The organism is Candidatus Pelagibacter sp., from assembly GCF_052049975.1.
Classification (GTDB): domain Bacteria; phylum Pseudomonadota; class Alphaproteobacteria; order Pelagibacterales; family Pelagibacteraceae; genus Pelagibacter.
Window position 1 is genome coordinate 287,205 of sequence record NZ_JBNGYZ010000001.1, and the last position, 25,375, is coordinate 312,579.

At 27.8% G+C, this 25,375-nt stretch carries 30 protein-coding genes; 18 read left to right on the plus strand and 12 right to left on the minus strand.

The window, feature by feature from the left end; translation table 11 throughout:
* The first annotated feature begins 1 nt into the window (after position 1).
* From ACTT9U_RS01395 to rnhA, 9 genes are read left to right on the plus strand one after another with little or no spacing between them, the layout of a single operon-like run.
* On the plus strand, positions 2-589 hold the full coding sequence (locus ACTT9U_RS01395) for a F0F1 ATP synthase subunit B family protein (protein WP_440931404.1): 588 nt from the start codon (positions 2-4) through the stop codon (positions 587-589).
* Entirely contained in the window at positions 579-1,076 is a 498-nt protein-coding gene (locus ACTT9U_RS01400) for a F0F1 ATP synthase subunit B family protein (protein WP_440931405.1), read from the plus strand. The genes ACTT9U_RS01395 and ACTT9U_RS01400 overlap by 11 nt, the downstream gene beginning before the upstream one ends.
* A 40-nt stretch (positions 1,077-1,116) precedes the next feature.
* Positions 1,117-2,574 (plus strand): phytoene desaturase family protein, encoded by a 1,458-nt coding sequence (crtI, locus tag ACTT9U_RS01405; RefSeq protein WP_440931406.1) that lies wholly within the window; start codon positions 1,117-1,119, stop codon positions 2,572-2,574.
* Positions 2,574-3,419: a phytoene/squalene synthase family protein gene (locus ACTT9U_RS01410; RefSeq protein ID WP_440931407.1), complete on the plus strand. Its 846-nt coding sequence runs from the start codon at positions 2,574-2,576 to the stop codon at positions 3,417-3,419. Before crtI ends, ACTT9U_RS01410 begins: the two co-directional genes overlap by 1 nt.
* Positions 3,406-4,470 carry a lycopene cyclase family protein gene (locus ACTT9U_RS01415; protein ID WP_440931408.1) on the plus strand — a complete coding sequence of 355 codons (1,065 nt, stop codon included), beginning with the start codon at positions 3,406-3,408 and terminating at the stop codon, positions 4,468-4,470. The genes ACTT9U_RS01410 and ACTT9U_RS01415 overlap by 14 nt, the downstream gene beginning before the upstream one ends.
* Before the next feature lie 9 nt (positions 4,471-4,479).
* Complete coding sequence (locus ACTT9U_RS01420; protein WP_440931409.1) at positions 4,480-5,415, plus strand: Brp/Blh family beta-carotene 15,15'-dioxygenase; 936 nt, start codon at positions 4,480-4,482, stop codon at positions 5,413-5,415.
* The gene (gene ispH, locus ACTT9U_RS01425) at positions 5,396-6,340 is read left to right on the plus strand and encodes a 4-hydroxy-3-methylbut-2-enyl diphosphate reductase (RefSeq protein ID WP_440931410.1); all 945 of its coding nucleotides are present in this window, start codon (positions 5,396-5,398) and stop codon (positions 6,338-6,340) included. Before ACTT9U_RS01420 ends, ispH begins: the two co-directional genes overlap by 20 nt.
* Positions 6,341-7,309, plus strand: coding sequence for a homoserine kinase (locus tag ACTT9U_RS01430; protein WP_440931411.1), 969 nt, complete (start codon positions 6,341-6,343; stop codon positions 7,307-7,309).
* The gene (rnhA, locus tag ACTT9U_RS01435) at positions 7,309-7,737 is read left to right on the plus strand and encodes a ribonuclease HI (RefSeq protein ID WP_440931412.1); all 429 of its coding nucleotides are present in this window, start codon (positions 7,309-7,311) and stop codon (positions 7,735-7,737) included. Before ACTT9U_RS01430 ends, rnhA begins: the two co-directional genes overlap by 1 nt.
* Here rnhA and ACTT9U_RS01440 read toward each other — a convergent pair.
* From ACTT9U_RS01440 to ACTT9U_RS01480, 9 genes are all read right to left on the minus strand, one after another.
* Positions 7,729-8,214 (minus strand): peroxiredoxin, encoded by a 486-nt coding sequence (locus ACTT9U_RS01440; RefSeq protein ID WP_440931413.1) that lies wholly within the window; start codon positions 8,212-8,214, stop codon positions 7,729-7,731. The two genes, rnhA and ACTT9U_RS01440, sit on opposite strands and share 9 nt — an antisense overlap.
* Positions 8,211-9,593 carry a threonine synthase gene (gene thrC, locus ACTT9U_RS01445; protein ID WP_440931414.1) on the minus strand — a complete coding sequence of 461 codons (1,383 nt, stop codon included), beginning with the start codon at positions 9,591-9,593 and terminating at the stop codon, positions 8,211-8,213. Before thrC ends, ACTT9U_RS01440 begins: the two co-directional genes overlap by 4 nt.
* Positions 9,594-10,247 carry an SURF1 family protein gene (locus ACTT9U_RS01450; RefSeq protein WP_440931415.1) on the minus strand — a complete coding sequence of 218 codons (654 nt, stop codon included), beginning with the start codon at positions 10,245-10,247 and terminating at the stop codon, positions 9,594-9,596.
* Between the two features lie 11 nt (positions 10,248-10,258).
* A complete protein-coding gene (locus tag ACTT9U_RS01455) occupies positions 10,259-11,047 on the minus strand; it encodes a cytochrome c oxidase subunit 3 (protein ID WP_440931416.1) in 789 nt (262 codons plus the stop codon).
* A 9-nt stretch (positions 11,048-11,056) separates the two neighbouring features.
* Positions 11,057-11,590, minus strand: coding sequence for a cytochrome c oxidase assembly protein (locus ACTT9U_RS01460; protein ID WP_440931417.1), 534 nt, complete (start codon positions 11,588-11,590; stop codon positions 11,057-11,059).
* A 121-nt stretch (positions 11,591-11,711) separates the two neighbouring features.
* Positions 11,712-12,623 (minus strand): heme o synthase, encoded by a 912-nt coding sequence (gene cyoE, locus ACTT9U_RS01465; RefSeq protein WP_440931418.1) that lies wholly within the window; start codon positions 12,621-12,623, stop codon positions 11,712-11,714.
* 20 nt (positions 12,624-12,643) lie between these two features.
* Complete coding sequence (ctaD, locus tag ACTT9U_RS01470; RefSeq protein WP_440931419.1) at positions 12,644-14,278, minus strand: cytochrome c oxidase subunit I; 1,635 nt, start codon at positions 14,276-14,278, stop codon at positions 12,644-12,646.
* Between the two features lie 2 nt (positions 14,279-14,280).
* Complete coding sequence (gene coxB, locus ACTT9U_RS01475; RefSeq protein WP_440931420.1) at positions 14,281-15,096, minus strand: cytochrome c oxidase subunit II; 816 nt, start codon at positions 15,094-15,096, stop codon at positions 14,281-14,283.
* Between the two features lie 61 nt (positions 15,097-15,157).
* Positions 15,158-15,859, minus strand: a complete 702-nt coding sequence (locus ACTT9U_RS01480; protein WP_440931421.1) for an RsmE family RNA methyltransferase — start codon at positions 15,857-15,859, stop codon at positions 15,158-15,160.
* 17 nt (positions 15,860-15,876) lie between these two features.
* On the opposite strand from ACTT9U_RS01480, the gene ACTT9U_RS01485 reads away from it, so the two are divergent.
* Positions 15,877-16,539: a haloacid dehalogenase type II gene (locus tag ACTT9U_RS01485; protein ID WP_440931422.1), complete on the plus strand. Its 663-nt coding sequence runs from the start codon at positions 15,877-15,879 to the stop codon at positions 16,537-16,539.
* Here the strand turns inward: ACTT9U_RS01485 and ACTT9U_RS01490 are convergent.
* Positions 16,532-16,891 (minus strand): winged helix-turn-helix transcriptional regulator, encoded by a 360-nt coding sequence (locus ACTT9U_RS01490; protein WP_440931423.1) that lies wholly within the window; start codon positions 16,889-16,891, stop codon positions 16,532-16,534. The two genes, ACTT9U_RS01485 and ACTT9U_RS01490, sit on opposite strands and share 8 nt — an antisense overlap.
* Positions 16,892-17,014: 123 nt before the next feature.
* Between ACTT9U_RS01490 and ACTT9U_RS01495 the strand changes: the two genes are divergently transcribed.
* From ACTT9U_RS01495 to ACTT9U_RS01505, 3 genes are read left to right on the plus strand one after another with little or no spacing between them, the layout of a single operon-like run.
* Positions 17,015-17,254: a CDGSH iron-sulfur domain-containing protein gene (locus tag ACTT9U_RS01495; protein WP_440931424.1), complete on the plus strand. Its 240-nt coding sequence runs from the start codon at positions 17,015-17,017 to the stop codon at positions 17,252-17,254.
* A 2-nt stretch (positions 17,255-17,256) separates the two neighbouring features.
* Positions 17,257-18,093 carry a pirin family protein gene (locus ACTT9U_RS01500; RefSeq protein WP_440931425.1) on the plus strand — a complete coding sequence of 279 codons (837 nt, stop codon included), beginning with the start codon at positions 17,257-17,259 and terminating at the stop codon, positions 18,091-18,093.
* Between the two features lie 2 nt (positions 18,094-18,095).
* Positions 18,096-19,067 (plus strand): quinone oxidoreductase family protein, encoded by a 972-nt coding sequence (locus ACTT9U_RS01505; protein WP_440931426.1) that lies wholly within the window; start codon positions 18,096-18,098, stop codon positions 19,065-19,067.
* Here ACTT9U_RS01505 and ACTT9U_RS01510 read toward each other — a convergent pair.
* A complete protein-coding gene (locus ACTT9U_RS01510) occupies positions 19,064-19,468 on the minus strand; it encodes a DUF2721 domain-containing protein (RefSeq protein ID WP_440931427.1) in 405 nt (134 codons plus the stop codon). The two genes, ACTT9U_RS01505 and ACTT9U_RS01510, sit on opposite strands and share 4 nt — an antisense overlap.
* 52 nt (positions 19,469-19,520) lie before the next feature.
* Between ACTT9U_RS01510 and ubiA the strand changes: the two genes are divergently transcribed.
* From ubiA to ACTT9U_RS01535, 5 genes are read left to right on the plus strand one after another with little or no spacing between them, the layout of a single operon-like run.
* Entirely contained in the window at positions 19,521-20,384 is an 864-nt protein-coding gene (gene ubiA / locus ACTT9U_RS01515) for a 4-hydroxybenzoate octaprenyltransferase (RefSeq protein ID WP_440931428.1), read from the plus strand.
* A 2-nt stretch (positions 20,385-20,386) separates the two neighbouring features.
* Positions 20,387-22,126, plus strand: a complete 1,740-nt coding sequence (locus ACTT9U_RS01520; RefSeq protein ID WP_440931429.1) for an ABC transporter ATP-binding protein — start codon at positions 20,387-20,389, stop codon at positions 22,124-22,126.
* A complete protein-coding gene (locus ACTT9U_RS01525) occupies positions 22,126-23,367 on the plus strand; it encodes a 3-deoxy-D-manno-octulosonic acid transferase (RefSeq protein ID WP_440931430.1) in 1,242 nt (413 codons plus the stop codon). The genes ACTT9U_RS01520 and ACTT9U_RS01525 overlap by 1 nt, the downstream gene beginning before the upstream one ends.
* A gap of 3 nt (positions 23,368-23,370) precedes the next feature.
* Positions 23,371-24,315: a tetraacyldisaccharide 4'-kinase gene (gene lpxK, locus ACTT9U_RS01530; protein WP_440931431.1), complete on the plus strand. Its 945-nt coding sequence runs from the start codon at positions 23,371-23,373 to the stop codon at positions 24,313-24,315.
* Positions 24,308-25,174, plus strand: a complete 867-nt coding sequence (locus tag ACTT9U_RS01535) for a lysophospholipid acyltransferase family protein (protein WP_440931432.1) — start codon at positions 24,308-24,310, stop codon at positions 25,172-25,174. The genes lpxK and ACTT9U_RS01535 overlap by 8 nt, the downstream gene beginning before the upstream one ends.
* On the opposite strand, the gene ACTT9U_RS01540 is transcribed toward ACTT9U_RS01535, so the two are convergent.
* Positions 25,171-25,362: a DUF2093 domain-containing protein gene (locus ACTT9U_RS01540; RefSeq protein ID WP_440931433.1), complete on the minus strand. Its 192-nt coding sequence runs from the start codon at positions 25,360-25,362 to the stop codon at positions 25,171-25,173. The two genes, ACTT9U_RS01535 and ACTT9U_RS01540, sit on opposite strands and share 4 nt — an antisense overlap.
* Positions 25,363-25,375 lie beyond the last annotated feature (13 nt).

Below are 25,375 nucleotides of genomic sequence, written 5' to 3' on the forward strand. Positions count from 1 at the left end.
AATGTTAAAAAAGTTATTTCTTCACACAATTTTGTTAAGCTTCCTTTCTCTGGAAGCTTATGCAGCTGAAAGTGGAGGAATGCCTCAACTAAATCCAGAATTTTGGATTTCTCAGATTTTTTGGTTAATACTTACTTTTGGTATTCTTTTGGTAGTTCTATCAAAACTAATTCTACCTAAAGTAAGTGCTAACCTAGAATCGAGAAAAGCTCAAATTTTAGAAAATGTTGAAATCGCAGAAAAACAAAGAAATGAAAGTGAGCTAAAAATTGAACAGTATGATGAGCTCATTACGAAAAGTAAAATTGAAGCGAAAAATATAATTACTCAAACTAAAGATAAAATTCAAAAAGATATAAATTTAAAAAAAGATGCTTTGGATAAACAACTTGATGAAGAAATAAAAAAAGCCGAAGATGAAATTGAAGAATTAAAAAAAGGTGCACCTGAAAAAGTAAATAAAATCGCAATAGAAATGTCATCACAGTTAATAAAAAAATTAATTGGTGCTGAAGTAAACGCTAGCAGTATATCTGCAATAGTTGACGATTTATCAAAGAAAGATAGAGAGAAATATTATGGCAATTGATGCAACATTTTGGGTAGCGATATCATTTCTAATTTTTATAGGTATTTTATTCTATTTAAAAGTACCTCAAAAAGTTAATGAAATTTTAAATAATCTTATTAAAGAAATTAAAAATGAAATTGATGAGAGTGAGAAGCTTAGAAAAGAAGCCAAAATTCTTTTAGATAATGCACAAAAAAAACTAGATACTGCTCAAGATGCTAGCAATGAAATAATAGATCAAGCTAAAAAGGAAAGTGATAAACTAATTATAGATTTAAATGATAAATTTCATAAATCCTCAGAAATTAAAAAAAATTTAGCTAAAAATAAAATTGACCAAATCAAAAATGCTGCACTTAAAGAAATAAAAGATGCTTCAGTAAAGATAGCGGTAGATTCAGTTAAAAAGATTATTACTACTTCTGTTGATAGCTCAAAGCTAGATAACTTGTTTCAAAAAAATCTTGATGAAACTAAAGAAGAATTAAAGAAAATTAATTCTTAATCACTTACATTTCTAAAAAAAAACTATAGATTGCTCTATTATGAATTCTATTGTCATTGGATCTGGTTTCGGTGGTATCGCAGCAGCCTTAAGACTTAAGGCAAAAAACCATAATGTAATTTTAATTGAAAAGCATAATGATTTGGGTGGCAGAGCTCGTGTTTTCAAAAAAAATGGTTTTACTTACGATGGAGGGCCAACAGTTATTACTGCTCCATATTTGATTTCTGAATTATTTGAAATTTTTAATAAGAAAGCTGAAAATTATATAAAAATCACTCCTTTAAAAACTTGGTACCAATTCATTTTTGAAGACAATACAAAGTTTAACTATTCTGGAGATGAAAACGATATGAAAAATCAAATTAATTCGTTAAGTCCCGCGGATGTTAAAGGCTATGAAAATTTAGTGGAATTTACAAAAAAGATTTTTGATAAAGGATTTGTTGAATTAGCTGATGTTTCATTTGAAAAACCAATTTTTATGATGAAACAACTTCCAGCTTTATTGAGTTTAAAAAGTTATAAATCTGTATACTCACTAGTATCTACTTACATAAAAAATGAAAAATTAAGAAGAATGCTAAGCATGCATCCTCTATTGGTTGGGGGGAATCCTTTCACAACGACTTCAATTTATGGATTAATTCTCTATTTAGAAAAAAAATGGGGAATTCATTATTCTATGGGAGGGACTGGAAATATAATTAAAGGCCTTGAGAAATTAATGAATGAAGTTGGAATTAAAGTAATCAAAGGTCATGAAGTACGAGAAATAAAATCAGATAAAAAAAACATACAAGGAGTAATATTAGACAATGGAACAACAATAGATTGTCAAAATGTAATTTGTAATGCTGATCCTCCTGCTGTTTACGAAAAACTCTTAAATAAAAAAAATTTTACAGGACTTTTTAATTGGAAAAAAAATCGAATGGAATACTCCATGGGATTATTTGTCTATTATTTTGGAACCAAAAAAAAATATGAGAATGTTGAACATCATACAATTAAATTTGGAAATAAATATAAAGAACACCTTGATGATATATTTAATAAAAAAAAACTAAACAATGATATTAGCTATTACCTGCACAGACCTACTGCAACGGATAAATCAATGGCTCCTGAGGGACACGATTGTTTTTATGTCTTAGTCCCAGTTCCAAACAATCAATCTAATATAGATTGGAAAATTGAAGGTGAAAAAATGAAAAATTTAGTCATCGAAAAAATGGAAAATCAATTAATGCCAAATTTAAGAGAAAATATTGTTGAAGACTTTTACCTAACTCCAGATTATTTTGAAAAAGAATTAAACACAAAATATGGATCAGGGTTTTCAATTCAACCTAAATTCACACAATCAGCTTATTTTAGATTTCATAACAAGTCTGAAATTTTTGATGGACTATATTTTGTGGGTGCTGGTACGCATCCTGGTGCTGGTGTTCCTGGAGTTTTATCTTCAGCTAAAGTTCTCGATAAAATTTTATAATGAGCAAGAATTATTTATCTATTTATGCTAAATCATTCAACTGGGCTGGTTTTTTTTTACCCAAAGAAACTTATGCTAATTGCTCTAAATTATATGATTTTTGTAGAACAGCTGACAACATTGCTGATGAACAAAATTCTTTAGATTTTAAAAAAAAAAACTTCGAAGAATTTAAAGAAGCTTTTAATAAAAAAGATAGAAATAATTCTATAATTAAAAATATTTGGGAATTAATTGAAAAATTTAATATTTCTACAAAGATAATTGATGATCTTTTTGATGGAATTGATTCAGACATTAGAGAGAAAGTAAAATTAAATTCAAAAAAAGAGTTGTTAATCTATTCTTATAGAGTTGCAGGAACAGTTGGACTTATGATGGCAAAAATTCTTAAAGTGAATGATAAAGAATCTTTAAGATCAGCTATTGATCTTGGAATTGCTATGCAACTGACTAACATATCAAGAGATGTAATTGAAGATGAAAAGAATAACAGAGTCTATATAAGTGCTGACTTAGAAACAATTAAATCAACAATTCTATTTGCAGAAAAATTTTATGAAAATTCATTTTATGCCATGAAAAAAATCCCTTTATCACTAAGATTTTCAATAATAGTTGCAAGAAGGATTTATCGTAAAATAGGGCTCAAAATAATAAAGATTAAATCGTTTGAAGATTATAAAAATTCAGGAAAAATTTATGTAAATAAATTTGAAAAAATACTGGAAACAATTCTTTCAATTTTTGATCTCATTAAATTAACAGTTCCAAATAACAATATTAGAGTTAATCATAATCATGAATTAATCGAAGAAGAAATAAAAATAAATGAAAGAGTTTGATTACATAATAAAAGGTGCAGGGTGTGCAGGTTTATCTTTAGCTTATGAGTTAAATGAATTTAAAAAACTTAAAGATAAAACGTTAGCAATAATTGAGCCAAGAGAAAGTTACAATAGAGATAAAACTTGGTCATTTTGGAAAACTATTGATCACAATTTTGATGACTGTGTTATAAAAAATTGGTCTAATTTTACAATAAATGTCAAAGGGAAAACGCATTATCTAAATTGCAACGAAACTCCATACCAAACTATTAATAGTGGAATTTTTTACAAAAAAATAATTTCAAATTTAAAATCAAATCCCAATATTCAATTCTTTAAAAACATAAATGAAATTAATTCAGAAAAAAGTCTGATTTTTAATAGTGTTCCTAGACAAGGAGAGTTCAACAATAAATTATGGCAACATTTTTTTGGAATAGAAATTGAAACATCAAAAAAAATTTTTGATGATAAGATTTTTAATTTAATGGATTTTGATTGTGATCAACGTGATAATGTTCACTTCTTTTATACTTTGCCTTATGCTGAGAACAAAGCATTAATAGAAACAACTTGGCTATCAAATTTGAATAATAAAGGCTTACAAGATTATGAAAGTCAAGTTCTAGAATATCTAGAACACAAACTAAAAATTAAAAATTACAAAATCACTTTCAAAGAAAAAGGTGCTATTCCATTATTTAAACAACCAGAAATGAATAATAACGAAATTAACATTGGAACTGCTGGTGGAATGACAAGATTGAGTACTGGTTATACTTTTTTAAATATCCAAGAACACTCTAAATATATTAGAGAAAATTTAGATGTGATTAAAAATAAAAAAAAATTTGATATTGGAAAAAAATACCATTTTTTAGACGAAATTTTTATTAGAGTATTAGAAAATAATCCTAATTTGATGCCGAATATATTTTATAAAATGTTTGAGGTGCAGACAAAAAAGATAATAAACTTTCTTTCAAATAAAAGTAATTGGCTAGAAGATTTATCTGTAATTATGAAAATGCCTAAATTGATATTCATTAAAGCTTTATTTAAATAAAAAAGATAAATGATTAGTAAAATTAACTTAAATCACTCATTTATATTTTTTTTAACTATTAATTTATTAACTTTTATATTCTACTATTTAAAAATCGAGAGTGTACCGCCTATTCTCTGTTTATTTTTTATCTTAACGTTAGGAATTTCTCATGGATCATTAGATAATTTAAAAGGAAAAAAATTATTTAGATTATTAAATATTAAAAAGTTTATTTTTTTTTATCCAATATATATATTAATTGGAATTTCCATAATAATCTTATGGGTTAATTTTCCTTTAATTATGTTATTGGCTTTTTTGGTTGTTGCCTCTTATCATTTCGGTAAAGAAGATACACAGTTTCTTATAAGTGATGAAAATTCATTTATTCAATTTTCTTATCTGTTGAAAGGTTTATTGATTATTTTTGCTCCCCTATATTTTCATTTTAATGAAACTGTAAATATTTTTAAATTTCTTCTGATTGAAAATGAAATTTTTTTTTCATTTTTGAGCATTCTCGAACAATTCAAATTAATCACAATTGGTATTTTAATAAGTAGCTTATCAACTGTTTATTTTTTTGTAAAAAATTATAATTTCAAAAAGACCACAATTATTTTAGATTATTTTTCAATATTGTTGCTTAACTTTCATTTTGAGCCTTTAACAGCATTTACTATCTATTTTTGTTTTCTACATTCAATCAGACACATCATTGCACTTGGAAATGAATTTGATAGTCAGAATATTAAAAATGGATTAAATTTATTTTGGATTAAATGTTTGCCATTAACAATTGTAACTATTGTTCTTTTTGGTTTAGCTTTCTTTTGGTTAATTAATCAATATTCATTAGATAATATCATTTTTAAACTAATATTTATTGGTTTGGCGTCTTTAACCTTTCCGCATATATTGCTCGAATATTTTTTAGAAAAAAATGAAAGAAAAACAAATTAAAATTTTATTATCTGCGCCAAGAGGATTTTGTGCTGGCGTTGAAAGAGCTATTGAAATTGTCGAAAAATCCTTAAAAAAATTTGGTAGTCCTGTTTACGTAAGACATGAGATAGTTCACAATAAATATGTAGTTGATGATTTAAGAAGAAAAGGAGCTATATTTGTAGAAGAACTAGATGAAATTGAGGATAAATCTAGACCAGTAATATTCTCTGCACATGGAGTTCCAAAAAGTGTTCCAACTCAGGCAGATAATTACAATATAAATTACATTGATGCTACTTGCCCACTTGTTTCTAAAGTACATAGAGAAGCTGAAAATCTGAATAAAGCTGGATTTCATATAATACTTATAGGTCATAAAAATCATCCAGAGGTGATTGGTACTATGGGTCAGCTACCTGTAGGATCAATTGACTTAATACAGAACAAAGATGAGGCTCAAAATTATGATTTAAAAAATGGAAGAAAGTTAGCTTATGTCACTCAAACGACTCTTTCAGTCGATGATACTAAAGGTATTATAGAAATAATAAAAAAAAGATATCCTGATATTAAAGAACCTTCAAAAGACGATATATGTTATGCAACGACTAATAGACAAATGGCAGTTAAAAATATTGCAAAAAAATGTGATATGTTTTTTGTTATAGGAAGTAGAAATTCATCTAACTCTGTAAGACTTGTTGAAGTTGCTAAAAATTCAGGTTGTGAAAAAGCTTATCTTGTTCACTCTGAGAGTAAAGTGCCTTATGATGATATAAACAAATGTTCTACTATTGGAATATCTTCAGGAGCATCTGCGCCTGACATATTGGTTGATGATTTTATTAATCAATTAAAACAAAAATTTTCAGTTATCACAGAAGAAGTTGAAATAATTAAAGAAAATGTAATATTCAAAGTTCCAAACAAACTTAACTAAATGGCAGTTTATACAAAAATCAGTGATAAAGATATCACCCTAATAAACAAAAAATTCAAATTAGGAAAAAAAATAAAGTTTCAGGGAATTAAAAAAGGTATTGAGAATACAAATTATCTTCTCAAAACTGAAAAAGGAAAGTTTATTCTTACAATTTTTGAAAAAAGAGTAAGAAGCTCAGATCTGCCCTTTTTCATGAAGTTAATGGATTTGCTAAGCTTTAAAAAAATAATCTGTCCAAAACCTCTAAAGGATAATTTTGGAAAGTACTTGTTTAAAATCAAAAATAAAAAAGCATGCATTGTCTCTTTTTTATCTGGGAAAGATAAGAATGATCTAACTTATAAAAATTGCTTTGAGGTAGGAAAAAATATAGCAAAAATGCATAAGGCAACTAAAAACTTTAAAATTAAGAGATCTAATTCAATGGGAATAAATAAATTACACCCTCTGCTCAATAGCATACATTTTAAGAAATCTAAGTTAATTCTAAGTTACAAAAAATTTCTCTATAAGAATTTAGAGGAAATTAAGAAAAATTGGCCTAAAAAATTACCTAGTGGAATAATTCACGCAGATTTATTTGTAGATAATATATTTTTTAAAAATAATAAATTTTCAGGTTTTATTGATTTTTATTTCTCTGCAAACGATTATTTCGCATATGAAATTGCAATTTGTATAAACGCATTATGTTTTGATAAAAAAAAATCAAAGTTCATTCTTAATAAACAAAAAGTGAATAATCTTGTAAAAGGTTATGAAAAAATAAGAAAAATATCAATTAATGAGAAGAATAAATTAAATATTCTTTGTAAAGGGGCTGCGATCAGATATCTGCTAACTAGAGCCTATGATTATATCAACACACCTGAGACAGCATTAATCAAAATTAAAGATCCAAAAGAATACTATCAAAAATTAATGATACACAACAAAATAAATACATTTAAAGAATATATTCATTAATGATTAAAATATATACAGATGGTTCTTGTTTAAATAACCCAGGTAATGGTGGTTGGGCAGCAATAATAATTAAAAACGATGAAATAATTGAAATTAGTGGTAATGAAAAAAATACCACAAATAATAGAATGGAATTACTTGCTCCAATTTCTGCATTAAATAAAATTAGAGATGAGTTAGATATTGAGATTTACACTGACTCTAAATATGTGAAACAAGGTATTACTGAATGGATTTATAATTGGAAATCTAATGGTTGGAAAACATCAAAAAAAGAAGATGTCAAAAATAAAGACTTATGGACACAATTAGATATTCTAAATAATTCTCTCAATATCCAATGGAAATGGGTAAAAGCCCATGCTGGTAATGAATTTAATGAAAAAGTTGATTTATTAGCTAAAAACGCTGCAGAGAAACTAGACTAAATTTAAAAAATTTTCTGCTGCAGAAATTTCACAAGCACCAGTATCTTCTTCTTCTTGAAGTTTCGTTACTTTTCCGTTTTCAACAAGCATAGTATATCTATTTGATCGTATTCCTAATCCTCTAGCACTTTTATCAACGTCAGCACCGATTGATTTAGTAAAAGTTAAAAAAGGATCGCCTGCCATAACAATCTTGTCTTCTACATTATGCTCTTTACCCCAAGCACTCATAACAAAAGGATCATTTACCGACATACAAATTACATGATCAATACCCTTGTTTCTAAAAGCATCAATATTTTTTACATATCCAGGAAGGTGTTTAGCAGAACAAACTGAAGTATATGCGCCAGGTAAGCCAAAAATGATTACTTTTTTTCCTTTTGTATATTCTTGAATATTTTTTTTTATTGGTTCTCCACCTTCTAAAACAAATATTTCCTCACTTGGTAAATTTTCATTTTCTTTTAGTTTCATTGAATTTTCTCCTTAATGTGCTGCTTAATTATATTAATATCATTATCAAGTAAATCAAAATTTTCTTTTTCATTTGAAATATACTTAAGCTCATCTGGTAAATCTGGTTTTATATTTATTGCATTAAATATTGCATCAGGAAATTTACAAGGGTGAGCTGTAGATAAAACAATATTTGTTCCTTCAAGTTCTACATCATCAAAACCTCCATACCCTATCGCAGTATGAGGGTCTAGAATCTCTTTATGATTTTCATAAACTTTTTTTATTAATGAAATTACTTTTTTTTCATCTGCACTTGAAGATAAAAAGTCTTTTCTTATTTTATCTAGTTTAGATTGGTCTAAATCATATTTCTTTTCACTTTTAATTTTTTGCATAACTGAACTTGTTTCATGATCGTCTTCATCATTTAAATCAAAAATCAATCTTTCAAAATTACTTGCAATCTGAATATCCATACTAGGTGAGTTAGTTTCTTGCACTTTCTCTGAATAATATTGTCCCCTACTTATCGCTCTATGCAAAATATCATTTTGGTTTGTTGCTACAATCAATTTACCAATTTGTAATCCCATTTTTTTTGCAAGATAGCCTGCATAGACATCACCAAAATTTCCTGTTGGTACAGAAAAGTTAATAGGTCCTCTATCTTTTTTTATTAGGTAGTACGAATAAAAATAATACACAGATTGAGCTATAATCCTTGCCCAATTAATGGAATTAACGCCTGACATCCTGATTGATTTTGCATAATTATGATCTGCAAACATTGATTTTACCAAATTTTGGCAGTCATCAAAATTTCCATTAATTGCAATGTTGTAAACATTTTTATCTTTAACAGTTGTCATTAATTTTCTTTGAACTGGAGAAACACGATTATGAGGATGTAGTACGAATATATTAATATTTTTTTTACCTCTTATCGCCTCTATAGCTGCAGCCCCTGTATCACCTGAAGTAGCAACTATAATATTTATTTTATCTTCTTCTTTTGATAAATAATATTCATAAAAATTTCCAAGAAGCTGCATTGCAACATCTTTAAATGCTAAAGTGGGACCATGAAATAATTCCAAAACTTTTCTATCACCAACATTAATCAATTTAATGACATTTTTTTCTCTAAAAGTTGAATATGATTTAGAGATCAAATCTTCTAGGTCTTTTCCAGAAATAAAATCATCTACAAATGGTGAAATAATTTTATATGCTAATTCAATGTAATTTAAATTTGAAAATTCATTTAACTCTTTTTCAGTAAATTTTTTAAGGTTTTTTGGAATAAATAGCCCCCCATCATCGGCTAATCCTTTTAAGAAAACATCCTTAAATTCAAACTCTTTTGATTTATCTCTAGTGCTAATGTATTTCATCTAATAATTTTTTTTTCTAAAATACAGATATATCAAAAATATTGAAATCGCTAAAGAAAACCAAGTTAATGCATATTTTTTATGATTATTTGAAATATTGGCAGTAATTTTTTTTGGTTTAGGTACTTCGTAATTCCCTCCTAGATAAATTAAATATTTTGAAAATTCTTTACCAGTATATTTAAATATATCTTCCCTATTTAAGGTGAACCAATAGTTATTATTAATATCATTTTCAGGTTTAAAAATATTAGCTCTTGGTTGTAACCTTAGAGTACCCACGAAATTAGATTGCTCAAAAGAATACAATTCATCATTATCTTTCATTTTAAATGGTATCCAGCCTCTATTGATTAAATAGTTTTCGTTTTCTACTATAATTGGATTAATTACCTCAAAACCTGGTTTTCCTTCATCATTCAAATTGTATAAATAAATTTGTTTATCATAATCAATTTTTCCAGATGCAATTATTCTAACAAAATTTTTTCTATCAACTTGATTGATATTAATTGGATCTTTTTTAAGTGATTGTTCTATTTTTGAGATTAAATCTAATTTCCAATTTAATCTAACTAGTTGCCATGAACCAAGACCTATAAAAACAAGGATAAAAAAATAAACAAAAATAGAAAATAATAACTTTGACTTCAATTTAGAAACTATTAACTGCCCCAAATATAAATTGCAGCAAATAAGAATAACCAAACGACATCAACAAAATGCCAATACCATGCAGCTGCCTCAAAACCAAAATGATGATCTTTGTTAAAATGTCCTAATTTTCCTCTCCACAAACATACTGCTAGAAATATTGTTCCAACAATTACATGGAAGCCATGAAATCCAGTGGCCATATAAAATACTGATCCATAGATGTGATCTGAAAAAGTAAAAGTCGCATGATGATATTCGTAAGCTTGTAATAAAGTAAAACAGAAACCTAGAATTACAGTTAACCATAATCCTTGAATAAACCCTTTTCTATCATCTTCTAATAAAGCGTGGTGAGACCAAGTTACAGTCGTACCAGATAAAAGAAGTACCAACGTATTAATTAATGGAATATCCCACGGATCAAAAGTTTCAATATCCTTAGGTGGCCAAACATTTCCTACAAACTCATTTGGAAATAAACTTATGTCAAAATATGCCCAGAACCAAGCAACAAAAAACATTACCTCTGACGCGATAAATAAAGTCATCCCATATCTATGGTGAATTTGAACTACAGGAGTATGGTGCCCTTGATGTTCTGCCTCTATAACTACATCTCTAAACCACATATAAGCTCCATAAATTAGTAGAGCGAAACCTAAATACATTCCCCACGATACTTCATTATGAAGATAATAAACTGTTCCTAAAGCTAGTATTAAACAAGAAAATGAAACATAAATTGGCCAAGGACTTGGGTCAACTAAATGATAATCATGTTTTTTTTCTGCTGACATATTTCGTATTTAAGACTGTTTATAATAATCTGTCGAGAAAAAAGTATATGACATAGTTACATCTTCAAGCTTGCTTGTGGAAGGATCGTTTACAAGCTCTGGATCAAGATAAAATGTCATTACATATGTTGCTTTTTCTCCAGGTTTTAGTTCCTGCTTTTCAAAACAAAAACATCCTAATTTACTGTAATATTTTCCAAAACTTGATGGAGATACATTAAAACTTGCCACACCATAGGTGGTTTCATCTCCATAATTTTCTACTTCAAATTCAATTTTATTTACTTGCCCTACTTTGACATCCATTACATTTGACTTAGCTTTAAAATCCCATGGTAAGTTATTTACATTTGTATCAAATCTGACACTGACAACTTTATCTAATACTATTTTTGGGGCCTCTTTAGAAACTTGAGTAGTTCCGCCAAAACCTGTTACCCTACAGAAAAGATCATACAATGGAACAGCTGCATAAGATAATCCTAACATCAAAACAAAAATTCCTGCTAGTAAAATTGGTGTTAGGTTTTTTTTACTTGTCATTATATGGCTCTATTAAAAACCCCAGTATTGTACAGAGTAAATAAGAACAAAAATATCATAAAAGCAATTATAACTAATGCTGTAATCACATTTTTTCTTTTTGTTTTTTTATCTGGTTCGATCATACGATTTTATCTATTAAAAATAATACAAATACTAAAAATAAATATAAGATTGAGTATCCAAATATAGATTTAGCTTTTTTTGCATCATACTTATTTTTCTTAGTTTTAAATAACTCGTAACATAAATAGTTATAATAAATTGTCAAAATTAATGAGGGTATTAAGAAAGTAAAACCTACAAAATTAATCACAAATGGAAAAATAATCACTGGCACCATTAGTAATGAATAAACAAATATATTTATTTTTGTACTCTCTATTCCATCGGTTAACGGCAACATTGGAATTTTTGCTTTTTTATAATCATCTGACTTATAAAGACTTAAGGCCCAAAAATGTGATGGTGTCCAAAAAAATATTATCAAAAAGAATGTTAGTGGTTCTAAAGAAAGCGAATTTGTTGCTATTGTCCACCCAATTACTGGAGGAAGTGCACCTGCAGCACCACCAATTACTATATTTTGAGGTGTTTTTCTCTTTAACCAAATTGTATAAACAAAAACATAAAACAGAATAGTAAATAAAAGTAAACTTGCTGATAATCTGTTAGAAAAAAAATCCAAAGCAATTACAGATATAAAAGATAGAGTTATTCCAAAGATTAAAGCCTGATTTCTATTTACTTTTCCTGTGGGAATTGGTCTAAGACAAGTTCTTGTCATTAGCGCATCAAGATCGGACTCATACCACATGTTCAGTGCACCAGCTGCTCCAGCTCCTATTGAAACAAGCAATATTCCAATAATTGCATCTTTGGTGGATATTCCAACGGGTGCTGTAAGTAAGCCAACTGCACAAGTAAAGATTACAAGAGACATTACTCTTGGTTTCATTAATTTAAATAACTCAGAGAAGTTAAATAAATCTTCTTGTGATAAGTTTCTTTTCTTTGTACCTAAGTTAGACATCAAATTTCATTTTCAAAAATCTAGCTATGAGATTTTGAAGTACTCGCATCATCCTCAAACTTTGGTAACTCTTCAAAAGTATGGAAGTTTGGCGGTGATGGTACAGTCCATTCTAAAGTAGTTGCACCTTCGCCCCATGGATTTTGTGCAGCTTTTTTCTTTTTAACAAAAGCATAAATCAAGTTTATAAAGAAAACTGCTAAACCAGCAACAGCCACATATGAACCAATAGATGAAATATAATTCCACCCAGCAAATGCATCTGGATAATCAGCATATCTTCTTGGCATACCCGCAAGTCCTAAAAAATGCTGTGGGAAGAATATCAAATTCACACCTATGAATGTTAGCCAGAAATGAATTTTTCCTATTACTTCTGAATACTCATATCCAGACATTTTTCCAAACCAATAATAGAAACCTGCAAATATCGCAAATACAGCACCTAAAGAAAGTACATAATGGAAGTGAGCAACAACATAATAAGTATCATGCATTGCTGTATCTACACCTGCGTTAGCTAGAACTACACCAGTAACTCCACCAACTGTAAACATGAAGATAAATCCTAATGCCCACATCATTGGAGTTTGGAAAGAAATAGAACCACCCCACATCGTAGCTATCCATGAAAAAATTTTAATTCCTGTTGGTACAGCAATAATCATTGTTGCTGCTAAGAAATATGCTTTTGTATCTGTGCTTAAACCTACTGTATACATATGGTGAGCCCAAACAACAAAACCTACAACTCCAATTGCTACCATTGCATAAGCCATACCCAAATAACCAAATACAGGTTTTCTAGAAAATGTTGAAACGATGTGACTGATCATTCCAAAACCTGGTAAAATCAAAATGTAAACTTCTGGGTGTCCAAAGAACCAGAATAAATGTTGGAACAATACAGGATCTCCTCCGGTTTGTGCTTCAAAGAAAGCTGTTCCAAAATTTCTATCAGTTAATAACATTGTAATTGCACCTGCTAAAACTGGTAGTGATAATAAAAGTAAGAATGCTGTTACTAATACAGACCATGCAAATAATGGCATCTTATGCAAAGTCATGCCTGGTGTTCTCATATTAAGAATAGTTGTGATGAAATTAACTGCGCCTAAAATTGATGAAGCACCTGCAATGTGTAAACTTAAAATAGCTAAATCCATTGCTGGACCCGGTTGACCAGTTTTAGATGATAATGGCGGATAAATAGTCCAACCACCTCCAACACCCTGCGCACCTGGGGGGCCATCAGCAAAAATAGAAAGGATTAATAAAATAAATGAAACAGGTAATAACCAGAATGAAATATTATTCATTCTTGGGAAAGCCATATCAGGAGCACCAATCATAATTGGAACAAACCAGTTTCCAAATCCACCAATCATAGCTGGCATTACCATGAAGAAAATCATGATCAGTCCATGGCCAGTAACCAAAACATTATAAAGATGATAATTTCCACCTAAGATACCATCCCCTGGATGCATCAATTCCATACGCATTAAAACTGAAAAAGCTGTACCAATAACCCCTGCAATGATAGCAAAGATTAAATACATTGTTCCAATGTCTTTATGGTTTGTTGAATAAGCCCATCTTTTCCAACCTGTTGGAGTATGGTGATCGTCGTGTGATGCTGTTTGTGTATACATTATTATTTACTCGCTATTTTTTTATTTAATTCATTTTCAATTGGTTCTTTTGCAAATTTTACTCGAGCATCCATTAACCACTCTTGATACTCATCTTCACTTACGACTTTTACAGTAATCGGCATAAATGCATGTTTAATTCCACAAAGTTCTGAACATTGACCATAATAAGTTCCAGTTTTTTCAGCTTTAAACCATGTCTCATTTATTCTTCCTGGAACTGCATCTCTCTTAACTCCAAAAGATGGAAGTGCCCATGCATGTAAAACATCATTTGCTGTAATTAAAACTTTAACTACTTTATTTACTGGAACAACTACTTCATTATCTACTGCTAATAATCTTGGTTGGTTAGCTTTTAAATCTTTATCTTCAACCATATAAGAGTCGAAAATTATATTTTCATCTGGATATTCATATCCCCAATACCATTGGTAACCTATGGCCTTGATTGTTAAATCTGCTTTAGGAATAGCATCTTGTTTGTATAAAATTTTAAACGATGGAACCGCAATTACGATCAATATTAGACATGGAATTAAAGTCCATAAAACTTCAATAGCAACATTGTGAGTTCTTTTTGAAGGATTTGGATTAGCAGATGCTCTAAACTTTATACATACATACAACATCAAAAATAAAACAAATGCACTAATTGCTACAATGATGGGAAGTAGTAAGTTGTCATGAAAACTTATTATATCTCTCATCGACTCTGAAGCTGCTTCTTGGAAGCCAAGTTGCCAATCTTTTGGTTGATTAGCCATCGCCTCAAAAGAGATAAATAATGTAGTTAACGTTAATAAAATTTTTTTCATTTATAAGTAGGTATATAAAGCCTCTTTGTAAAAATTACACATTTGTTTTCGCGACAATTTATCAATTAATGGCGTAATTTATGATCGAAATGGCTGATATTACTGCAGTCTCAGACCTTAAAATATTCTCATTTATTTTAATTGCTTGAACGTCTTTAAAAGAAAGAATCTTGCTTCTTTCATTCTCTGAAAAATCTCCCTCTGGCCCAACAACTATACATACAGGTTTGTTAGTTAATTTTTCTAGATCTACTTTTTTATTGTCACTATTTAAATCTGTGAAAATCAAATTCATCTCACTTGATTTTAAAAAATCTTCTAAAAAAGTTGCATCTTCTAATGTTGGAATGTCAATTCTGTTTGATTGCTCGGTAGCTTCAATAATGACTTTTTCCAATCTTTCTTTATTAAGTTTTCGAACTACAGTTCTTTCAAAAATAATTGGAATAAATTTTGTTATTCCAAGTTCAGTTGCTTTTTGTATCATAAAATTAAAGTAATTAGATTTAATAGGTGAAAAAGCTAACCATAACTCTTTTTGATTTTCTTTTTGTCTTATTTGATTTGTAATTTCAAACTCAACAATGCTTTTTGTTATGTTTAAAATTTTAGCTTCCCATTCACCACTGCTATTAAATAAAGAAAAAGTTTCATTCTCTTTTATCCTCATTACTTTTGAAATGTAATGAGATTGTGATTTATCAAGTTTTGATACTAAATTAAGTGATAAACTTTCCTTGAAAAATAATCTAATATTACTCATTAAAGTTAAGTTTAATTATGAAAAATATTAAAGCAATAATTTTTGATGCTTATGGAACGTTGTTTGATGTCAATTCCGCAGCTGAAAAATGCAAAGATAAAATTGGTGATAAGTGGGAAGCTTTTGCAAATTATTGGAGAACAACTCAATTAGAATATACATGGCTTAGAAGCTTAATGAAAAGACACAAAGACTTTTGGCAAGTTACTGAAGATAGTTTGGATAAGTCTATGAAAGTTTTTAATATAGACAATTCAATGAGAAATGAATTATTAGACCTTTATAAAATTCTATCTCCTTTTCCTGAGGTACCGGAAATTTTAAAATCCTTAAAAGAAAAAAAATATAAACTTTCTATACTTTCAAACGGAACACATTCTTTACTTAATGAATTAGTAAAAAGTAATAATCTAGAAAATTTATTTGATGATGTTTTTTCAATTGAAGAAGTTGGAATTTATAAACCAGATTCAAAAGTTTACGATTTACCAATTAAAAAATATAAAATTAAAAACAACGAAGTTGCTTTTTTAAGCGCAAACACTTGGGATGTTTCAGGTGGAGGTAATTATGGTTTTAATTCAATTTGGGTAAATAGAAATAATAATGTTTTTGATAACCTTGATTACAAGCCTGAAAGTGAAATTAAAAATTTAAAAGAATTAGTCGATCTTATCTAATTCTACTTTCATCAAAATTTTTATTCAATTTTAAATTTATTTGTTTTGAATTTTTATCATTCCAATTAGATAATGATTTTAAGATAGGTATCAATGAGGTTCCAAATGAAGTTAATGAATATTCTACTTTAGGAGGCATTACTTGTTTGACCTCTCTGTTTACAAGTCCATCTAATTCTAATTCCTTTAATTGTTTTGATAGCATTTGTTGTGTAATGCTCGAAAGAGTTTTTTTTAAAATTCCAAATCTTACTTTTTTTTCATTAAACAAAATAAACAATATTCTTATTTTCCATTTACCACCAAAAAAATAAGTTGCTCTTTCTGCGGGACATTCAGCAATTTTATACATAACAATAATTTAAAATGTAAAATATTTAATTAAAGTATGATTTTCCATACTAGTATGATTATATTGAGTACTTGCTAATTATTCTAAAAATATTAAATACACTTTCAAACTATAGGAGATATTATGAATAAAGGACAAAGAGCAGGTGACGGTGCTATAGCCGTAGAAGTTGAACAAGGAAAATCTTATTTTTGGTGTAGTTGTGGTAAAAGTTCAAAACAACCATTTTGTGATGGTTCACATAAAGGGTCTGAATTTACTCCAATAGCTTACAAAGCTGAGGAAAGTAAAAAATTATTTTTTTGTGCTTGCAAACAAACTGATAACCAGCCATTTTGTGATGGTTCACATAATAAAAAATAAATATGAAAACAATTGAAGTAAGTAAAATTATCGATCCAATTCCAGCTTCAGATGGTGCTGGGGTAAAGTTAAAAAGAAGTATTGGTGTTGAACCTAACTACTTTGATCCTTTTTTAATGTTAGATGAATTTGGATCAGAAAATAGTGAAGACTATATTGCTGGTTTTCCACCCCACCCTCATAGAGGTATTGAAACTGTAACTTATATGCTTGCTGGAGATTTTGAACATAAAGATAGTACTGGTGGTGAAGGAAGAATGACAGCAGGTGATGTTCAATGGATGAAAACTGGAAGCGGAATAATTCATTCTGAAATGCCCGCTATGAAAGAAGGTAAACTTCATGGTTTTCAGTTATGGATCAACATGCCGGCAAAATTAAAAATGAGCAAACCCGAATACATTTATATTGATGCAGATAAAATGAGTGTTCACAAAGATGACGAAAAACAAGTAAAGGTAATAGCAGGAAAATTTGAAAACGCTGAAGGCCCTGTAAAAGGTCATAACGTTGAGCCTGTTTATTTTGATGTTGAAATAAAAAAAGATAAAGAATTCAAATTTAATATTCCTTCAACTCATAATACTTTTATTTACCTAGTAAATGGAGAAATTGAAATTGGAGAAGCAAATCACGATAACGTTAAAGACAGCACTTTAATTCTTCTTTCAAAAGGTGAAGAGCTTAAAGTTAAAGCAAAATCAGATGCTAAATTCCTAGTTATTTCTGGAAAACCAATAAATGAAGAAATAGCAAGAGGTGGCCCTTTTGTAATGAATACTAAAGCAGAGATCTTGCAAGCTGTTCAAGATTATCATAATGGTACTTTTGTAAAATAAATATGAAATCAGTAGTAATATCAAAACCAGGTGGACCAGAAGTTTTAGAAGTAAAAGATCTAAATTTAGATGAACCTAAAAATGATGAAGTAACAATTCAAAATCATGCAATAGGTTTAAATTATATTGATACATATCATCGATCAGGTTTGTATCCAGTGCCCCTACCTTCAGGGATAGGATTAGAAGCTGCTGGAGAAATTACAAAAGTTGGTTCTGATGTAAAAAATTTTAAAGTTGGTGATAAAGTAGCTTATTGTGCGGCACCTCTTGGTGCTTATGCAAGCCATAGAAATTACCCAACAAAAAATCTAGTTAAAGTTCCAAATGGTGTTGATTTAGAAACTGCTGCAACTTTAATGACAAAAGGAATTACAACATTTTATTTATTACATAAAACATATCCAGCACAATCAGGAGAAACAGTTTTATTTCATGCAGCAGCAGGTGGTGTAGGTCAAATTTTTGGTCAATGGGCAAAAAGTTTAGGATGTAACGTTATTGGAACTGTTGGTTCAGATGAAAAAATTGAGATAGCAAAAAATAATGGCTATGATCATGTCATTAACTACAACAAAGATAACTTTGCTGAAAAAGTTAAAGAAATTACAAACGGCAAAGGTTTATCAGTTGTTTATGATGGAGTTGGTAAATCAACGTTTGATGGTTCTATTGAATGTTTAAAAATTAGAGGAATGATGGTTTCATTTGGTAATGCATCTGGTCCTTTAGATCCTGTGAATGTTGCAAAATCAATTCAGCCAAAAGGTTTGTATTTAACTAGACCAAGCATAATGCAATACACAACTACAAGGGAAGAACTTGATGAAGCTGCTAATAAAGTTTTTGAAATGGTAACTAGCGGAAAAGTAAAAACTAAAATTTCTAAAAAATATTCTTTAAAAGATATTTCACAAGCTCACAAAGATTTAGAATCTAGAATTTTAACTGGTCCAGCAGTAATTATTCCTTAATCAACTTCTACATCCATATCAGCCATATGCAGTCGTAATGCATTAGTCGAAATATGAATTTCTCTAATAAAAAATAGAATTGATATAATCATAGATAAACAACATGATCCAAAAATTATTCTAGCAAGAAATAATCTATCAAGGTAGAGACCAAACACAGTCAACATATTGAATAAAAATCCAAACGCTGCAAAAAGTATAGTCCATCTAAGTAAAGTTATTCTTTTACTTAAATTGATAAATTGTTTTTTCCATTCATGAGGAATGTGTTTTTCATAAACATGCTCATCATGAAGTTGTCTAATCAGTATACTTAAGGAGTGAAATCTATTGCTATAAACACTCATTAACAAAGGAATAGCCGGAAACATCAGAGCTGTAACTGTATAGTCAATATTCATACGAATCAGTTTGATTATGAATCTAGCCTTTGCTATTTACAACTAAAATATCATGAAACAATTAAACCTTTTTTTGGAATTAACTCGTTTAAAAAGACCAATAGGTTATATGCTATTATTTTGGCCATGTGCATGGGGTTTAACGATTGCTTATGATTTTGATCAAAATTTAAATAATTATTTTGTTTATTTAATTCTATTTTTTCTTGGTGCAGTTCTGATGAGATCTGCTGGGTGCATTATTAATGATATTGCTGATAAAGATTTTGATAAAAAAGTTACAAGAACAAAAAATAGACCAATAGCATCCGGAGAAGTGTCAGTGAAAGTTGGTTTTATATATTCAGCTATACTTTGTGTTTTAGCATTTTTGGTTTTAATAAACTTTAATATATTCACGATAATTTTAGCTTTAGGGTCAATGCCTTTAGCATTCACATATCCTTTAATGAAAAGATTTACATATTGGCCTCAATTATTCTTAGGAATAACTTTTAATTATGGATTAATTTTAGGATGGACATCTGTTTATAGTGAAATTAATTTCATCCCAATAATATTATATGTGGGAGCCATATTTTGGACACTAGGTTACGACACAATATACGGATTTCAAGATATAAAAGATGATGAAATTATAGGATTAAAATCAACATCAATAAAATTTAAAAAAAATCCTATCAATTTTTTAATGTTCTCTTACGGAATACTATTTATATCTATGATAAGTACTGGAATATTAATGGATTTAAATATTTTTTATTTTATGCTCTTAATTTTAATAGCTACTCATTTATTTTACTTTCAAATAAAAAAATTAAAATTTAATAGTCCTAAAAATTGCCTTAAAACTTTCAAGTCAAATAATTTTTTAGGACTTATTATTTTTGTAAGTTTAGCAATAGGAAAATTATAGTCATGACTAGTTCTGAGATTTTAAAAAGACTATACAGAGATTATACAAAAAGATATTTAAAAAATATATTACAGTCAGTATTTTTTTCAATTTTACTTGCTGGGAGCACGTCAGCAATAGCATATTTATTAGATCCAGCAATTAAGGAATTGTTTATTAAAAAAGATCAAAAACTGATTTTTATAATTCCAATTTTAATAATAATTGCTTTTTTTGTAAAAGGTATATCTCTTTACACAGCTAAAGTGATAATGATTAATGTGTCAGAAAAAGTTAGAAAAGATGTGCAGATAGACATGTTCAATTCTCTTATTGGTGCGGATACTCAATACGTAGATAGTAAACACTCTGGTAAATTTGTAACTAATCTAGTTAATGATGTTAATATGATTACAAACCTTTTGAGTACAGCGATTTTAAACTTATTTAAAGATTCTCTAACTTTAATAGGTCTTTTGGGTGTAATGTTCTATCAAAACTGGAAGCTTTCATTAGTTGCTCTAATAATGATACCTCTAGCAAGTGTATCAGCAAGAACTCTTGGAAAAAGAATTAGAAAAGTAATAGATCAACAAATGCAAAAAGCTGGGATTTTAAATACTTATCTTATGGAAATTTTCAAAAACCATAAACTTATGAAAATATTTCAAAAAGAAATATATGAAAAAGAACGAGCAAATAATTATCTAGAAAATCTTAAGGAAACTACAAGAAAAATTGCAATTGTTTATGTGAGAGCTTCTCCAATAATGGAGATTTTGACAGGAATAATGATCGCAATTTTAATTTTTGTATCAGCAAAACTAATAAGTAATAATGAATTAGATGTAAGCAATTTTTTTTCTTTCTTAGCTGCCATGATGTTGGCATATCAACCGGTTAGATCACTCGCTACTCTTAACATTGCAGTTCAACAAGGTTTATCAGGTTCAAGAAGAGTTCTCCCTATAATTGATAACAAAAATAAAATAATAGAAAATAAAGATGATCAAAATTTAAATCTCAAAGTTGGTAACATTGAATTTAAAAATGTTTACTTCAATTATCAACAAGATCAAAAAACAATTTTAGATAATTTAAGTTTAAATATACCTGGAAAAAAAATGACTTCGCTTGTAGGTCACAGTGGTGCTGGAAAATCAACTATTCTTAATCTAATCCCAAGATTTTATGATGCAAAAAGTGGAGATATACTTATAGATGATCAGTCAATTTATAAATCTAAGATTTTTTCAGTTAGGGAAAACATATCTTTAGTAAGTCAAGATACTACATTATTTGATGATACAATTAAAAATAACATTCTATATGCAAAATTAAATGCAACTCAGAGTGAGATAGAATCAGCTGCAAAATTTTCATATGCAAATGAATTTATAGACAAATTACCAGATAAGTATGACACTATAATTGGTGAAAATGGTGTTAGACTCTCAGGTGGAGAAAAACAAAGATTATCAATTGCAAGAGCAATATTAAAAAAAAGTCCAATTATATTACTTGATGAAGCAACCTCTTCATTAGATGCTGAAACTGAGCATAAAATCCAAGAGGCAATAACTTATTTAACTAAAGGAAGAACAACAATTGTAATAGCACATAGATTATCTACTATTCTTAATTCAGATAAAATTTGTGTTATTGATAAAGGAAAAGTTGTAGATGAGGGTAATCACGAAAATCTCTTAAAAACATCAAAAATTTATAAAAACTTTTATGAGAAACAAATAGATAAATCTTAATGTTGATAATCTACAGGATATTAATAAATATTATTTTTGTTATTTCACCAATTATTATAATTTTAAGACTAATAAAAAAAAAAGAAAGCTTACAGCGATTTAAAGAAAAGTATTGTTTTTTTTCAAAAAAAAGAAATGTTGGAAAAATTATTTGGTTTCATGGTGCAAGTGTAGGTGAAATTAAAAGTGTAATACCTTTAGTCGAAAAAATTGAAAAAGATAAAAAAATTAAGCAAATCTTAATAACATCGAATACTTTAAGTTCATCAAAAATTATTAAATCGATAAAATCTAAAAAAATCATTCATCAATTTTTTCCAATCGATACAAACTATCTTACCAATAGATTTATTAGATATTGGAACCCAACGGTAGCCTTTTTTATTGATTCTGAAATTTGGCCAAATATGTTTTTTAATTTAAATAAAGCCAAAACTCCAATTATTCTTATTAACGCTAGAATTACAAAAAAAACATTTAAGAAATGGAGGAAATTAAATGAATTTGCAAAAACTTTATTTGGATATATCGATTTATGTTTATCATCAAATAAAGAAACTATTAATTATTTAAAAAAACTTGGATCAAAAAAAATTAGATATATTGGAAATCTAAAATATGCTGAATCTGAAAATGAAGTATTAAAATTAAATAAAAAACTTACTCAAAGTATTTTGAGACGAAAAATTTGGTGTGCGTCAAGCACTCACAATTTAGAGGAAGAATTTTGCGGAAAAGTTCATAGCTTGTTAAAAGCAAAATATAGAAACCTTTTAACAGTAATTATTCCCAGACATGTTGATAGAACTAATGATATAATTGACAACCTTAAAGCTCAAAATCTTAAAACTCAATCTTTAACTAATTCAAAAGTAATTAGCAAAGAAACTGATATTTTGATTGTCAATGAATATGGAAAAACAAAACATTTTTTTTCAATTATTAACAACGTATTTCTTGGTGGCTCAATAATAAATCATGGAGGTCAAAACCCACTGGAAGCTGCAAGATTTGGCTGCAATATATATCACGGTCCAAACATACAAAATTTTAATGAAATCTATAAATTTTTAAATGATCAAGAAATCTCAAAAAAAATTATTACTGTTAACTCTTTAGCCAAAGAACTAATTCGGAATTTATCAAAAAAATCTAACTCAAAGAAATTAATAAATAAAATTTATTTTTTAGGTAAAGAAATATTAAATAATACTTTTAAAGAATTAAAAGTCTACTTTTAGAAAATGAAATTAAAAAAACCTAAATTTTGGGACTATAAAAAAAAAAGTTTTCTTTCTTATTTAATGCAGCCTTTTACGTTGCCAGTTTTATTAAATAATTTTTTTTTAGACAAAAAAAACAAAAAATTAAGTAAAAATATTAAATCTATTTGTGTAGGTAATATTTATATTGGTGGAACTGGCAAAACTCCATTAGTTGCAAAACTTTATAATCTTCTAAATAAAAGAATAGAAAATATTATGGTTGCAAAAAAATTTTACCCAAATCAAATAGATGAAATTAAATTGCTAGAAAAAAAAACAAATTTAATTCACTCAAAATCTAGAATTGATTTAATTGATGACGCAATCAAAAAAAACAATCAAATAATTATTTTTGATGATGGATTGCAAGATAAAAAATTAGATTACAACTTAAAATTTGTATGTTTTGATGCAATAACTTGGATAGGGAATGGTCAAATCATACCAGCAGGACCATTAAGAGAAAATTTAAATAGTTTAAAAAAATATCATGCAATTTTTTTAAATAATTATGATGAAAGCATGAAAGATATTCATGATAAAGTACTTTTAATAAATCCAAAATTAAAAATCTTTAAAAGCAAATATTTTATAAAAAATATAGATCAGTTAGATAAAAATTCAAAATATTTGATATTTTCAGGTATTGGGAATCCTCAAAATTTTAGAAAAATTTTAGAAAATTCAAATTTTAAAGTTGTGAATGAAATTAAGTTTCCTGATCATTATAATTATTCAAAATCAGATTTAGAAAAAATAGTTAATACAGCAATCAAAAATAATTTAAAGATTTTAACGACTGAAAAGGATTATGTTAAAATACCATCTAATTTTAAAAGTAAAATTAAGTATGTTGAAATTGATATAGATTTATTTAATGAAACTGAAATAATCAACTATATTGAAAATAAGCTAAATGAATAAAATTAAATATTTATTACAATTTGTATTTTTTTTTTCACTTATTTTAATTTTCAAAATAATTGGATTAAATTTTTCTAGAAAAATCTCTAAAATAATTTTCTCTACTTTGGGTCCATTCATAAGAAAAAGTAAAACAATAGATGTAAATCTAAAAATTGCTTTTAGAGATATCGATCAAAATCAACAGAACCAGATTATAAAAAATATGTGGTCAAGTTATGGAAATATATTTGCTGAATATATTTTTATTAAAAACTTCAGAAATAAAAAATTAGATCAATATATAAATGTTGAAGGTCAAAATATATTAGATGAGATAAAAAATAATAAAAAAGAACCTGTGATTTTTATTTCTGGCCATTTTGATAATTTCGAACTAATGGCAATGCACATTGAGAAATCTGGTATAGATTTAGCTGCAATTTATAGGCCTTTAAATAATCCATATTTAAATCCATTGATGGAAAAAATAAGAAAAAATTACATTTGTAAAAAACAAATTAAAAAAGGAATCTCTGGCACCAAAGAAATTCTTAAATACTTTAAGACAGGTACATCAATAGCTTTAATGATAGATCAAAGAGTAAGTGAAGGGATAAAAACTAATTTCTTCTCAAAAAAAGCTTTAACAACAACAATTCCAGCTCAATTTGTTAAAAAATTTAATTGTAAAATTATTCCTGTTCAAATCTCAAGACATGAAAATGATAAATTTAATTTAAAAATTTATGATCCAATAGCTTTTTCTAAAACAGACACCATTCAAACTATCACTGAGACTTTAAACAATTTTTTAGAGAAAATGATTTTAAAAAATCCATCTCAATGGATATGGACACATAATAGATGGAAAATCTAATCTTCCTGATCTCTTTTTTTTGAAGCTTCAACATAAGAAAAATACGCTTCTTGCTCATCAACATTCCAATAATTTAATTGGTCTAAAGGAATTTTTTTGCCTGATATAGCACAGATAACATGGTCTCCATTTTCAATTATTTCAAAATTATTGGGTAAATATTTTAATTTTGCTAATTTTTTGTACATTTATAGTTTATAT